This window comes from Pseudomonas sp. MWU16-30316 (assembly GCF_020515645.1).
Taxonomy (GTDB): Bacteria; Pseudomonadota; Gammaproteobacteria; order Pseudomonadales; family Pseudomonadaceae; genus Aquipseudomonas; species Aquipseudomonas cerasi.
The window spans coordinates 94,924-107,576 of sequence record NZ_JAIZAZ010000007.1 but is presented as its reverse complement, the minus strand read 5'-3'; the positions used below and the strand labels follow the sequence as shown (position 1 = coordinate 107,576).

At 59.5% G+C, this 12,653-nt stretch carries 10 protein-coding genes and 2 tRNA genes; 10 read left to right on the top strand and 2 right to left on the bottom strand.

Annotated features, from left to right (window positions below):
• Positions 1 to 57: 57 nt before the first annotated feature.
• From LCH65_RS20805 to LCH65_RS20795, 3 genes are all read left to right on the top strand, one after another.
• Complete coding sequence (locus LCH65_RS20805; RefSeq protein WP_003431936.1) at positions 58 to 1,245, top strand: ATP phosphoribosyltransferase regulatory subunit; 1,188 nt, start codon at positions 58 to 60, stop codon at positions 1,243 to 1,245.
• Positions 1,246 to 1,299: 54 nt separating this feature from the next.
• Positions 1,300 to 2,592, top strand: a complete 1,293-nt coding sequence (locus LCH65_RS20800; RefSeq protein ID WP_003366319.1) for an adenylosuccinate synthase — start codon at positions 1,300 to 1,302, stop codon at positions 2,590 to 2,592.
• Positions 2,593 to 2,763: 171 nt separating this feature from the next.
• Positions 2,764 to 4,698, top strand: a complete 1,935-nt coding sequence (locus LCH65_RS20795) for a methyl-accepting chemotaxis protein (protein ID WP_226439759.1) — start codon at positions 2,764 to 2,766, stop codon at positions 4,696 to 4,698.
• A 123-nt stretch (positions 4,699 to 4,821) separates the two neighbouring features.
• On the opposite strand, the gene LCH65_RS20790 is transcribed toward LCH65_RS20795, so the two are convergent.
• Both LCH65_RS20790 and LCH65_RS20785 read right to left on the bottom strand, forming a co-directional pair.
• Positions 4,822 to 4,908, bottom strand: a tRNA-Leu gene (locus LCH65_RS20790).
• Positions 4,909 to 5,069: 161 nt separating this feature from the next.
• Positions 5,070 to 5,156 (bottom strand) — tRNA-Leu (locus tag LCH65_RS20785).
• Positions 5,157 to 5,381: 225 nt separating this feature from the next.
• Between LCH65_RS20785 and rnr the strand changes: the two genes are divergently transcribed.
• The 7 genes from rnr to dnaB all read left to right on the top strand — a co-directional run bounded on the left by rnr (position 5,382) and on the right by dnaB (position 12,592).
• Positions 5,382 to 8,015 carry a ribonuclease R gene (gene rnr, locus LCH65_RS20780; RefSeq protein ID WP_072364992.1) on the top strand — a complete coding sequence of 878 codons (2,634 nt, stop codon included), beginning with the start codon at positions 5,382 to 5,384 and terminating at the stop codon, positions 8,013 to 8,015.
• Positions 8,012 to 8,773, top strand: coding sequence for a 23S rRNA (guanosine(2251)-2'-O)-methyltransferase RlmB (gene rlmB, locus LCH65_RS20775; RefSeq protein ID WP_226439758.1), 762 nt, complete (start codon positions 8,012 to 8,014; stop codon positions 8,771 to 8,773). Before rnr ends, rlmB begins: the two co-directional genes overlap by 4 nt.
• 214 nt (positions 8,774 to 8,987) lie before the next feature.
• Positions 8,988 to 9,413 (top strand): 30S ribosomal protein S6, encoded by a 426-nt coding sequence (rpsF, locus tag LCH65_RS20770; RefSeq protein WP_002551828.1) that lies wholly within the window; start codon positions 8,988 to 8,990, stop codon positions 9,411 to 9,413.
• Positions 9,414 to 9,441: 28 nt separating this feature from the next.
• Positions 9,442 to 9,672 (top strand): 30S ribosomal protein S18, encoded by a 231-nt coding sequence (gene rpsR, locus LCH65_RS20765; protein WP_002551829.1) that lies wholly within the window; start codon positions 9,442 to 9,444, stop codon positions 9,670 to 9,672.
• Between the two features lie 39 nt (positions 9,673 to 9,711).
• Positions 9,712 to 10,608, top strand: a complete 897-nt coding sequence (locus LCH65_RS20760) for a hypothetical protein (RefSeq protein WP_003366336.1) — start codon at positions 9,712 to 9,714, stop codon at positions 10,606 to 10,608.
• A gap of 19 nt (positions 10,609 to 10,627) precedes the next feature.
• Complete coding sequence (gene rplI / locus LCH65_RS20755; protein WP_096106174.1) at positions 10,628 to 11,074, top strand: 50S ribosomal protein L9; 447 nt, start codon at positions 10,628 to 10,630, stop codon at positions 11,072 to 11,074.
• Positions 11,075 to 11,197: 123 nt separating this feature from the next.
• A complete protein-coding gene (gene dnaB / locus LCH65_RS20750) occupies positions 11,198 to 12,592 on the top strand; it encodes a replicative DNA helicase (RefSeq protein ID WP_003366338.1) in 1,395 nt (464 codons plus the stop codon).
• Positions 12,593 to 12,653 lie beyond the last annotated feature (61 nt).

The window sequence follows — 12,653 nt, the reverse complement described above, 5'->3', positions numbered from 1 at the left end:
TGCTTCACTCAAGGTCGGCCTGTAGGCTGGCCGCCTGGATCACAGGGGAATGGCGTAATGGCAACGGTCGACCGCTGGCTGCTACCAGATGGCATCGAAGAAGTACTGCCACCGGAAGCGGCGCGCATTGAAGTAGCGCGCCGTCAGGTGTTGGATCTGTTTCAGAGCTGGGGCTATGAGTTTGTCGTCACCCCGCATATCGAGTATCTCGAGTCGCTGCTGACTGGCGCGGGTTCGGATCTGGATCTGCGTACCTTCAAGGTTATTGACCCGCAATCGGGCCGGCAGATGGGCTTTCGCGCCGACATCACGCCACAGGTTGCACGTATCGATGCTCACACCCTGAAACGTGAAGGCCCGAGCCGTCTGTGCTACGCGGGCAGCGTTCTGCACGCTCAGCCGCGCGCGCTGTCGTCCTCGCGCAGCCCGATACAACTGGGTGCCGAACTTTACGGCGATGCGAGCCCGAGCAGCGACGTTGAAGTCATCAGCCTGATGCTGGCCATGCTGCAACTGGCCGATGTGCCGGATGTGCACATGGACCTCGGGCATGTCGGTATCTATCGCGGTCTGGCGCGTGCCGCCGGCCTGTCGGGTGAAGTCGAGCAGCAGCTGTTCGATGCACTGCAGCGCAAGGCCATCGATGAAGTGATTGCCCTCACCGCCGATCTGCCGCCAGAGCTGGCCGCCATGCTGCGCGCACTGGTTGATCTGTGCGGTGGTCGTGAGGTGCTGGACGCCGCACGCGATCGTCTGGCCGGCGCACCGGCGCCAGTGCTGGCCGCTCTGGACGACCTGCTGTCGATTGCCGAGCGTCTGGCTGCGCGTTTCCCGCAGCTGCCGCTGTACTTTGATCTCGGCGAGCTGCGCGGTTACCACTACCACACCGGTGTGGTGTTCGCGGTGTTCGTACCGGGCGTGGGCCAGTCGATCGCTCAGGGCGGTCGTTACGATGACATCGGTGCCGACTTCGGTCGTGCCCGTCCGGCGACCGGCTTTTCCACCGACCTGAAAACCCTGGTTACCCTGGGGCAGGCAGAAATCGTCTTACCGTCTGGTGGCATCTGGGTGCCGGACAGTACGGATGCGGCACTCTGGCAGATGGTTTGCCAGTTGCGCAGTGAAGGTCAGCGTGTGGTTCAGGCGTTGCCTGGGCAGCAGGCGAGCGCCGCGCGTGAAGCCGACTGTGACCGGCAATTGATTCAGCATGGCGAGCACTGGCAGGTAATGCCGCTGGCTTCTTGAGTATTCCTGCCGGCCGCCGCCGGCACCAAGTTTGCGTGAATGAGGACAAGTGTTATGGGTAAGAATGTCGTAGTCCTGGGCACTCAATGGGGTGATGAGGGCAAAGGCAAGATCGTTGATCTGCTGACCGAACATGCTACCGCCGTAGTTCGCTATCAGGGTGGCCACAACGCCGGCCACACACTGGTGATCGACGGTGAGAAAACCGTATTGCACCTGATTCCGTCCGGTGTGCTGCGCGAAGGCGTGCAGTGCCTGATCGGTAACGGTGTGGTGGTTGCTCCCGACGCGCTCCTGCGCGAAATCGTCAAGCTGGAAGAGAAAGGCATTCCGGTGCGTGAGCGTCTGCGCATCAGCCCGTCCTGCCCGCTGATCCTGTCGTACCACGTGGCACTCGACCAGGCGCGTGAAAAAGCCCGCGGCGAGTTCAAGATCGGCACCACCGGTCGTGGTATCGGCCCGGCCTACGAAGACAAGGTCGCACGTCGCGGTCTGCGTATCGGCGACCTGTTCCATCGTGAGCGCTTCGCCGCCAAGCTGGGCGAACTGCTCGACTACCACAACTTCGTGCTGGTCAATTACTACAAAGAGCCTGCCATCGACTTCCAGAAGACGCTCGACGAGTGCATGGAATACGCCGACATGCTCAAGCCGCTGATGCTCGACGTCACCGCTGCGCTGCATGAGATGCGTCGCGACGGCAAGGACATCATGTTCGAAGGTGCCCAGGGTTCGCTGCTGGACATCGACCACGGTACCTACCCGTACGTCACCAGCTCCAACACCACGGCGGGCGGCATTGCCACCGGTTCCGGTTTTGGTCCGATGTACCTGGATTACATCCTGGGCATCACCAAGGCCTACACCACGCGCGTGGGTTCGGGTCCTTTCCCGACTGAGCTGTTCGATGACGTCGGTGCCTTCCTGGCCAAGCGTGGTCATGAGTTCGGTGCCACCACCGGTCGTGCACGCCGTTGCGGCTGGTTCGACGCCGTCATCCTGCGTCGCGCCATCGAAATCAACAGCATCTCGGGCCTGTGCCTGACCAAGCTGGACGTGCTCGACGGTCTGGAAACCATCAACATCTGTGTGGGCTACGAGAACGAAGAGGGTGCCGTCATCGACGCGCCTACCGACGCTGACAGCTATCTGGGCCTGCGTCCGGTCTACGAGCAGATGCCAGGCTGGAGCGAATCCACGCTGGGTGCCAAGACCCTCGAAGAGCTGCCTGCTGCCGCTCGCGCTTACATCAAGCGTGTTGAAGAGCTGGTGGGTGCGCCTATCGACATCATTTCGACCGGTCCTGACCGCAACGAAACCATCGTGCTGCGTCATCCGTTCGGCTGATACGTCACCGGGCTGTGCCAAAAAGGGTCGCATGTGCGGCCCTTTTTTATTGTCGCACCGGCGGCAGGGAAGCTCAGAAAAGTGAGACTTGTGTCACGGCACGGCGCTTGCTACAAAGATGACAGAAAAGTGCCATCATTTTAATGGCGCTGAGGGTGGAGGGATTCTCCTGTGTCTGCTGTCTTATCTCTATTGCAAAGCCGTCTGCTGCGCCCGGTCTTCATTGCGCTGGGTATCGCTCTTTTGGTGCAGGTGGTGGTGGCGGTTGCGCTTACCCGGAGCACCGTCACTGCGCTTGAGGCCGATCTCGCCAATCGTCTGGGGGTAGATTCGCAACATCTGTCCTCAGAGCTGGAGTCGGCGAGTAGCGAAGTGGCATCGAGCCTCGATGCATTGTCAGCCAGCACTCGACAGCGCCTGAGCGTCGGGCTCTCTACCCGTCTGAAGGAAGAGCAGACTCAACTGCGTGCCACGCTGGAGAAAGACCTGCGCGAGTCCGCGACGGACATGGCCGAATTGCTGGCTGCCGTTGCTCCGCGTGCGATGTGGGACAACGACACGCCAACGCTTTCCGAATTCGCACGCCGTGCCCAGCGCAATCCCAACGTACTGTTCGTCGTTTATGACGACGCCGCAGGTGAGCACCTCACGCGTTACATGAACCGTGACAATCCGCTGGTCAAGGCTCTTTTGGCCAAGGGCGAAGGCGAGCGGGCGATGGACAAGGTCCTCAATGCGGCGAAAAGCGACCCTTCGGTGTATTACGTCGAGGCATCCATCAGCCCTAACGGCGTAGAGATCGGCAAGGTGCGCATGGGTGTGTCCACGGCAACGGTCGAAGAGAATCTTACTGCCCTGGACAAGCGTTTCGCGACCCTGATCACCAGTGGTGAGCAGTTGGTGTCTGACAGCCTTGCCAGTGCCTCGAAGGACAGCTCTGCCGCGCTACGCACGCGCCTGCAGTCGGCTCAGGCGGCGGGAGCGGCAATGACCGCCAACACGCGTGTGGCGGTTCAGGAAGCTGCCGAAACGCTGCGCTGGAGAATCGGCATGGGTCTGGCCCTGGTCGGCCTGGGTGTATTGTTGTTACTGGCGGTGGTGCTCGGGCGTCGGGTCGTCAGCAAGCTGCATCTGCTGATCGCGGCACTCAATGACCTGGCGGCGGGCGAGGGCGATCTGACCAAGCGCGTCAAGCTGGACAGCAACGACGAGATTGGCGACATGTCGGCGGCGGTCAACCGCTTCATCGACAAGTTGCAGCCTATCGTTCGTGAGGCGGGCGAGGTGGCGCAGCGCACCGGGCAGGAAATCGGTGTCATGAGCGAGCGTAACGCCGGTGCCGATGCGGCGGCCGAATTGCAGCGGGACCAAGTGGCGGCCAGTCTGAAAGCGCTGGAGCAGATGGCCGACGAGGCGCAGTCGGAAAGCCAGGCGATGCAGGCAGCCTTGCGTCAGGTGATCGATATCAAACAGGCAACCGATGAAAACACCCGCACGTCCAATCAGGTCGGCGGTTTGATCGAGGCGCTGGCCGGGCAGGTTGAAACCGGTGCGCAGGTCATTGAGCGTCTGGCGCAGCAAAGCCAGCAGATCGAGGTCGTGCTGGAAGTTATCCACGGTATTGCCGAGCAAACCAACTTGCTCGCACTCAACGCAGCCATTGAAGCCGCACGCGCGGGTGAAACGGGCAGGGGCTTTGCCGTGGTGGCTGACGAAGTGCGGGCGCTGGCCAGCAAGACGCAAAGCTCGACGGGTGATATTCAGGAACACATCGTGGCCTTACAGCGCGGTGCAAAAGAAGCGGTGGCCGCCATCGGCATCGCTGGCCGACAGGCCAAGGAAGGGCTGGAGGTATTACGCGACAGCGCCAAGCGGCAGCAGACCGTGCAGGCCTCCGTCGAGCAGGTGCATGCGGCCATTGGTCTGGCGACCAAGGCGGCCGTTCATCAGGCTGAAGGTGCCCAGGCGGTGCGCGGTCGGGTAGAGGTGATCCATGCTCAGGCCGAGCGTGCTGCCAAGGCTGTGGTGGAAACAACCGCCAGTGGCAAAGTGCTCAACGGACTGGCTGCGCAGTTGAAGGCGAGCCTGGGGCAATTCAGGGCTTGAGGCTTTCGTAGGGCGCCACCTAATGTGGCGCTGTACACGCGCAGGGTCATAACACTTTCAGACCCCGGAAAGTTCAAACCACTGAAAGCACAAAACCGAGCCATTGGCTCGGTTTTTTTGAATTGGTGCCCAGAAGAAGACTCGAACTTCCACGACCTTGCGGTCACCAGCACCTGAAGCTGGCGTGTCTACCAATTTCACCATCTGGGCAGCATCAGCAGCGTCTCCGCCGTTGATGGGGCGCACTATACGGCGATCGTTTTACTCTGTAAACCCCTGTTTTGATTTAATAATCGAAACCCTGAAAATGCAAAAACCCGCTTTCGCGGGTTTTTGTGAGGCTTGAGACTGTTGTAGTCTGTTGCCTGAATTGGTGCCCAGAAGAAGACTCGAACTTCCACGACCTTGCGGTCACCAGCACCTGAAGCTGGCGTGTCTACCAATTTCACCATCTGGGCAGTATCGGAAGGCATCAACCTGCCGATGGCGCGCACTATACGGAGCGCCTTTTAGGCTGTAAAGCCCGGCAGTGCAAAAAACTCGAAAAAAATCGCGGACGGCGTGTTTCGGGTGTTTCAGCGGGGTTGAGCAGGCTTTTTGTCGAGTGGTTTGAGCGTGAAATTTCCCGTTTCATGAGGTCTATGCCAAACTAACCCCTATATATACAAGGTGAAAACTATCTAATGGCCGATTGGCAGTCCCTCGATCCCGAGGCCGCTCGTGAAGCGGAAAAATACGAAAACCCTATTCCCAGCCGCGAGCTGATCTTGCAGCACCTTGCTGAGCGCGGTTCGCCGGCCAGTCGCGAGCAACTGGTCGAAGAGTTCGGCCTGACCACCGAAGATCAATTCGAGGCTCTGCGCCGCCGCCTTCGGGCGATGGAGCGTGACGCCCAGTTGATCTACACCCGTCGCGGCACTTATGCACCGGTAGACAAGCTTGACCTGATCCTGGGTCGCATCTCCGGGCATCGCGATGGCTTCGGCTTTCTGGTTCCAGACGACGGTTCCGATGACCTGTTCATGAGCCCGGCGCAAATGCGTCTGGTATTCGACGGTGACCGGGCGCTGGCGCGTGTTTCCGGCCTTGACCGTCGCGGTCGTCGCGAAGGCGTTATTGTCGAAGTGATCTCGCGTGCTCACGAAACCATCGTTGGTCGCTACTTCGAAGAGAGCGGCATTGGTTTTGTTGTACCCGATAACCCGAAAATCCAGCAGGAAGTGCTGGTGACGCCGGGTCGCAACAACGGCGCCAAGATCGGTCAGTTCGTCGAGGTGAAAATCACCCATTGGCCGACGCCGCGCTTCCAGCCGCAAGGCGACGTGATCGAAGTGGTGGGCAACTACATGGCGCCCGGCATGGAGATCGATGTCGCGCTGCGTACCTACGATATCCCGCATGTTTGGCCCGAAGCTGTCCTGAAGGAAGCTGCCAGGCTCAAGCCGGAAGTCGAAGAGAAGGACAAGGAACACCGCGTCGATCTGCGCCATCTGCCGTTCGTGACCATCGACGGCGAAGACGCTCGTGACTTCGACGATGCGGTCTATTGCGAAGCCAAGCCGGGCAAGCTGCGTTTGTTCTCCGGCGGCTGGAAGCTCTACGTGGCGATTGCCGACGTATCGAGCTACGTGAAGATCGGCTCGGCGCTGGATGCAGAGTCCCAGGTGCGCGGCAACTCGGTGTATTTCCCCGAGCGCGTCGTGCCCATGCTGCCTGAGCAATTGTCCAACGGCCTCTGCTCGCTGAACCCGCATGTCGATCGTCTGGCCATGGTCTGCGAGATGACCATCTCCAAGACCGGCGAGATGACTGACTACGTGTTCTACGAAGGCATCATCCACTCTCACGCTCGCCTGACCTACAACAAGGTCAGCACGATTCTGGAGCAGCCGAAAACCGCTGAAGCCAAAAGCTTGCGTGGTGAATACGGCGATGTGGTGCCGCACCTCAAACAGCTTTATGCCATGTACAAGGTATTGCTGGGCGCGCGTCATGTGCGCGGTGCGATCGATTTCGAAACTCAGGAAACCCGGATCATCTTCGGTTCCGAGCGCAAGATTGCCGAAATCCGTCCGACCACTCGCAATGATGCCCACAAGCTGATCGAGGAATGCATGCTGGCCGCCAACGTGGCCACCGCGCAGTTCCTGAAGAAGCACGAAATTCCTGCGTTGTACCGCGTCCACGATGGTCCGCCGCCGGAGCGCCTGGAAAAACTGCGTGCGTTCCTCGGTGAGTTGGGCCTGACGTTGCATAAAGGCAAGGAAGGTCCGACACCAAAGGATTATCAGGCGCTGCTTGAAACCGTTCGTGATCGTCCTGACTACCACCTGATACAGACCGTGATGCTGCGTTCGTTGAGCCAGGCGGTCTACAGCTCGGACAACAACGGTCACTTCGGTCTGAATTACGAAGCGTACACGCACTTCACATCGCCGATCCGTCGTTATCCGGACCTGCTGACCCATCGTGCGATTCGCAGTGTCATTCGCTCCAAGCAGGATACGCCGCACGTTCGTCGTGCCGGCGCTGCCACGATCCCGAAGGCGCGCATCTACCCATACGACGACGCGCTGCTCGACCAGTTGGGCGAACAATGCTCGATGAGCGAACGCCGTGCCGACGAGGCTACGCGCGACGTGGTCAACTGGCTCAAGTGCGAATACATGAAGGATCGCGTCGGCGAGTCGTTCCCGGGCGTGATCACCGCTGTAACCGGCTTTGGTCTGTTCGTCGAGCTGACCGACATCTATGTCGAGGGCCTGGTCCACGTGACCGCCTTGCCGGGTGACTACTACCACTTCGATCCGCTGCACCACCGCCTTGCCGGCGAGCGTACCGGGCGTAACTTCCGCTTGGGCGACACCGTTGAAGTGCGCGTCATGCGCGTCGATCTGGACGAGCGCAAGATCGATTTCGAGATCTCCGAAGCGGCAGCGGCTGCAAAGCCGACGGCTCGCAAGCGTCGTGGTCATGACACCGCGGCACCTGCTGCCACGACCACGGCTGAGAAGGATAAGGCGCCTGCCAAGTCCGGACGCCGTAGCGCTTCGACCAAGGAAAGCAGCACCGAAGCGTATCGCCCGAGCGATGCCGCCGCGAAAAACGCAGAAGTGCGTAAAAGCCGCGAGCTGAAAAAAGCGCTTCTGGCAGACGCGAAGGGTGGTAGCAAGGCATCGTCGGGAAAGTCTGACAGGTCGGGTTCTGCGCCCTCATCGGGCAAACCGGCCAGCAAACACCGTAAAGGCTCGTCAAAAACGGGCTCCGCGCCAGCTGCGAAAAGCAGCGGCGCTCGTAAACCCAAGGCCAAGTCATGAGTCAGCTGGAAAAAATCTACGGCGTTCACGCCGTAGAAGCGTTACTTCGTCATCATCCGAAACGCGTCAAGCACATCTGGCTGGCCGAGGGTCGTAACGACCCTCGCGTTCAGACCCTGGTCGCACTGGCGGCCGAAAATCGCGTCACCATCGGGCAGGCCGAGCGCCGCGAAATGGATGCCTGGGTCGAAGGCGTGCATCAGGGTGTTGTTGCCGATGTCAGCCCGAGCCAGGTCTGGGGCGAGGCAATGCTCGACGAGCTGCTGGACCGCAGTGAAGGCTCGCCGCTGCTGTTGGTGCTGGACGGCGTGACCGATCCGCACAACCTTGGCGCCTGCCTGCGTACTGCCGATGCGGCAGGTGCGCTGGCGGTCATCGTGCCCAAGGACAAATCCGCAACCCTGACGCCAGCCGTGCGCAAGGTCGCCTGCGGTGCAGCCGAGGTCATTCCGCTCGTGGCAGTGACCAACCTGGCGCGTACTCTGGAAAAACTGCAGCAGCGCGGATTGTGGGTGGTCGGTACTGCGGGCGAGGCCGAGGTCGAGCTGTATCAGCAGGACCTGACCGGGCCGACCATTATCATCATGGGCGCGGAAGGCAAGGGCATGCGTCGCCTGACCCGTGAGCATTGTGATTATCTGGTGCGCCTGCCGATGGTGGGCAGTGTCAGCAGCCTCAACGTGTCGGTCGCGACTGGCGTGTGTCTGTTCGAAGCGCTGCGCCAGCGCAGTGTCAAGGCTGCCGGCAAAAAAGCCTGATTGCGGCTTCTGGCCAGAGTGAGCAGGTCGCGCCATGCGATCTGCTCATTAATTCACCAATTGCCTTGCGCCTCCCACGACCCTTCTCTACAATTGCGCCCCTTGCTGTCACGGCAGGCGCGCATGTGCCTGTCCCTGAGCAAGACCAACAGTGTCATTCACTCCTTGTCTGACCGCTATTTGAGCGGCAGGCTACAACCCGTAAGGAGCATTCATGCGTCATTACGAAATTATCTTTTTGGTCCACCCGGATCAAAGCGAGCAAGTCGGCGGCATGGTAGAGCGTTACACCAAGCTGATCGAAGAAGACGGCGGCAAAATCCACCGTCTGGAAGATTGGGGCCGTCGTCAACTGGCTTACGCAATCAACAATGTTCACAAGGCTCACTACGTGATGCTGAACGTTGAGTGCACTGGCAAGGCTCTGGCCGAGCTGGAAGACAACTTCCGTTACAACGATGCTGTGATCCGTAACCTGGTCATCCGTCGCGACGAAGCCGTAACCGGCCAGTCCGAGATGCTCAAGGCTGAAGAGAACCGCAGTGAGCGCCGTGAGCGTCGTGACCGTCCTGAGCACTCCGACAGCGCCGATGGCGATGACGGCGACAACAGCGACGTTAGCGATAACGCTGACGAGTAATCCACGGACCTTTTGAGGAGCCAATTACATGGCACGTTTCTTCCGTCGTCGTAAATTCTGCCGCTTCACCGCTGAAGACGTCAAAGAGATCGATTACAAAGATCTCAACACTCTGAAAGCCTACGTATCCGAGACCGGCAAAATCGTTCCAAGCCGTATCACTGGTACCAAAGCACGTTATCAGCGTCAGCTGGCCACCGCTATCAAGCGTGCCCGCTTCCTGGCCCTGCTGGCCTACACCGACAGCCACGGCCGCTGAGACCAGGTAGTCGACAAAACGTAACAAAGGATAGAAAGCATGCGTGCCCTGGCTGAATTCATCATGCGCGGCCGTATGCAGGCCACTCTCGTAGTGGCTGGATGTGCGGCATTGCCGCTGTTGTTCTGGTTGAGTGCTGCCGCAGGGTGCCTTGTGCTCCTGCGACGCGGGTTCAGTGATGCCGTTGGTGTCCTGTCCTGGGCTCTGCTGCCGGCTTTGGTCTGGTGGTATTTCGGTGAACCTCGTACAGCCATGGTGCTGGCGGGTTCACTGAGTTTGGCAATGGTTTTGCGTGCCAGCGAGTCCTGGGTCCGTGTGCTGCTGGTCAGCGTGGCATTGGGTGTGGTGTATGCAGTAATTCTGGGCACGGTTTTTCGCGAGCCTCTGGAAGCAATGTCGCAGGAGTTGCAGAAACATCTGCCGACAATGCTGGCCGGGCTCTACGAGCAGTTGAACGTAGAAGAGCGAGCGCGTCTGGGGGCACTGATTGCACCCGTCCTGAATGGCCTGATAGCGGCTGTGCTGCAAATCGTCAGTGTGCTGTGCCTGATTCTTGGGCGGTACTGGCAAGCGATGTTGTACAACCCTGGTGGTTTCGGGCGTGAATTTCGCGCCGTGAAACTCCCGCTGGTGCCGGCGTTGGTGCTGGTGGTGTGCATGCTGGTGGGGCCGAATTTCGGTCCGCAGATAGCGATGCTTACACCGCTGTGCAGCGTACCGCTGGTCTTTGCGGGCCTGGCCCTGATTCACGGTCTGGTCGCTGAAAAGCGTCTGTCCAGGTTCTGGCTGGTGGGGATGTACATCACGCTGCTGGTGTTCATGCAGCTGATTTATCCGTTGCTCGTGGTAATTGCCATTGTCGACAGCCTGATTGATTTTCGCGGTCGCCGGAGCTCGAAAGATCCCGGCAATGGTCCTGCGAACGGTGAAGGTTAAAAGTTAAGAGGATTTCCACATGCAACTGATCCTTCTGGAAAAAGTCGCCAACCTGGGCAACCTGGGCGACAAAGTAAGCGTTAAGGCCGGCTACGGTCGTAACTACCTGCTGCCTTACGGCAAAGCAACCGCTGCAACCGCTGCCAACGTGGCTGCGTTTGAAGAGCGTCGTGCCGAGCTGGAAAAACTGGCTGCAGACAAGAAAGCATCTGCCGAAACTCGCGCTGCCCAACTGGCTGAGCTGGAAGTGACTATCACTGCCACTGCTGGTGACGAAGGCAAGCTGTTCGGTTCGATCGGCACCCACGACATCGCTGATGCACTGACCGCCTCTGGCGTTGAAGTTGCAAAAAGCGAAGTTCGTCTGCCGAACGGCACTATCCGCAACGTTGGTGAATTCGACGTAGCCGTGCACCTGCACAGCGACGTAGAAGCGACCGTACGCGTTGTCGTAGTGGCTGCTTAAGCAACACGTAATCGTCTGGCGGCATTGACGTCAGAGGATTAACATCGGGCACGATCCTGTTCACAGGTCGTGCCCTTTGTCTTTGTGCCATCCCCATTCTGCAAACCCCGAATTGAAGTGGCCATGAACGATATTTCCGCCCCCGAACAATACGATCTGCAAACCGCTGCCCTGAAAGTGCCGCCGCATTCCATCGAGGCCGAACAGGCTGTACTCGGTGGCTTGATGCTGGACAACAACGCCTGGGAGCGGGTACTCGATCAAGTTTCCGATGGTGATTTCTATCGACATGACCACCGCCTGATATTCCGCGCCATCGCCCGCTTGGCCGACCAGAACAGCCCGATTGACGTGGTCACGCTGGCTGAACAGCTGGACAAGGAAGGGCAGACCTCGCAAGTAGGCGGCCTGGGCTACCTCAGTGAGCTGGCAAAAAACACGCCTTCTGTCGCCAACATCAAGGCTTATGCGCAGATCGTCCGGGCCCGGGCCACGCTGCGGCAATTGATCGGCATCAGTACCGAAATCGCCGACAGTGCGTTCAACCCCGAAGGCCGGACCGCCGAAGAGATTCTTGACGAGGCTGAACGGCAGATCTTCCAGATCGCCGAAGCGCGCCCCAAGACTGGCGGCCCGGTCAGCGTCAATGACCTGCTGACCAAGGCCATCGACCGTATCGATACCCTGTTCAACAGCGACAACGCCATTACCGGTCTGTCGACCGGGTATACCGATCTCGATGAAAAAACCAGCGGATTGCAACCCGCCGACCTGATCATCGTTGCCGGACGTCCGTCGATGGGTAAGACCACCTTCGCCATGAACCTGGTCGAGAACGCAGTGCTGCGCAGTGACAAGGTGGTGCTGGTCTACTCGCTGGAGATGCCAGGCGAATCGCTGATCATGCGTATGTTGTCGTCGCTGGGGCGCATCGACCAGACCAAGGTGCGGGCCGGCCAGCTTGATGACGATGACTGGCCACGCCTGACATCGGCGGTCAATCTGCTCAATGACCGCAAGCTTTTCATCGACGATACGGCTGGTATCAGCCCGTCTGAAATGCGCGCGCGGACGCGGCGGATCGTGCGTGAGCATGGCGACATCGCCATGATCATGATCGACTACCTGCAGTTGATGCAGATCCCTGGTTCCAGCGGTGATAACCGTACCAACGAGATTTCCGAGATCTCGCGCTCGTTGAAAGCGCTGGCCAAGGAATTCAACTGCCCGGTCATTGCCCTGTCGCAGCTCAACCGCTCTCTTGAGCAGCGCCCCAACAAGCGCCCGATCAACTCCGACCTCCGGGAATCCGGAGCGATCGAGCAGGATGCCGACGTCATCATGTTCGTTTACCGGGACGAGGTGTATCACCCGGAAACCGAGCACAAGGGCATTGCCGAGATCATCATCGGCAAGCAGCGTAACGGCCCCATCGGCACCACGCGTCTGGCGTTCATCGGCAAATACACGCGCTTCGAGAACCTGGCGCCGGGCAGTTACAACTTCGACGACGATTGACTTCGGGTCGACTCCATCAAATCCGACCACCGTGGTCGGACTTGATCAAAAAATGTGCTAT

Bases quoted from the DNA above. Each gene is read 5' to 3' on its own strand.
- LCH65_RS20800 (WP_003366319.1), top strand. From the start codon at position 1,300: ATGGGTAAGAATGTCGTAGTCCTGGGCACTCAATGGGGTGATGAGGGC.
- rlmB (WP_226439758.1), top strand. From the start codon at position 8,012: ATGAGTCAGCTGGAAAAAATCTACGGCGTTCACGCCGTAGAAGCGTTA.
- rnr (WP_072364992.1), top strand. From the start codon at position 5,382: ATGGCCGATTGGCAGTCCCTCGATCCCGAGGCCGCTCGTGAAGCGGAA.
- dnaB (WP_003366338.1), top strand. From the start codon at position 11,198: ATGAACGATATTTCCGCCCCCGAACAATACGATCTGCAAACCGCTGCC.
- LCH65_RS20805 (WP_003431936.1), top strand. From the start codon at position 58: ATGGCAACGGTCGACCGCTGGCTGCTACCAGATGGCATCGAAGAAGTA.
- rpsR (WP_002551829.1), top strand. From the start codon at position 9,442: ATGGCACGTTTCTTCCGTCGTCGTAAATTCTGCCGCTTCACCGCTGAA.
- rplI (WP_096106174.1), top strand. From the start codon at position 10,628: ATGCAACTGATCCTTCTGGAAAAAGTCGCCAACCTGGGCAACCTGGGC.
- LCH65_RS20760 (WP_003366336.1), top strand. From the start codon at position 9,712: ATGCGTGCCCTGGCTGAATTCATCATGCGCGGCCGTATGCAGGCCACT.
- rpsF (WP_002551828.1), top strand. From the start codon at position 8,988: ATGCGTCATTACGAAATTATCTTTTTGGTCCACCCGGATCAAAGCGAG.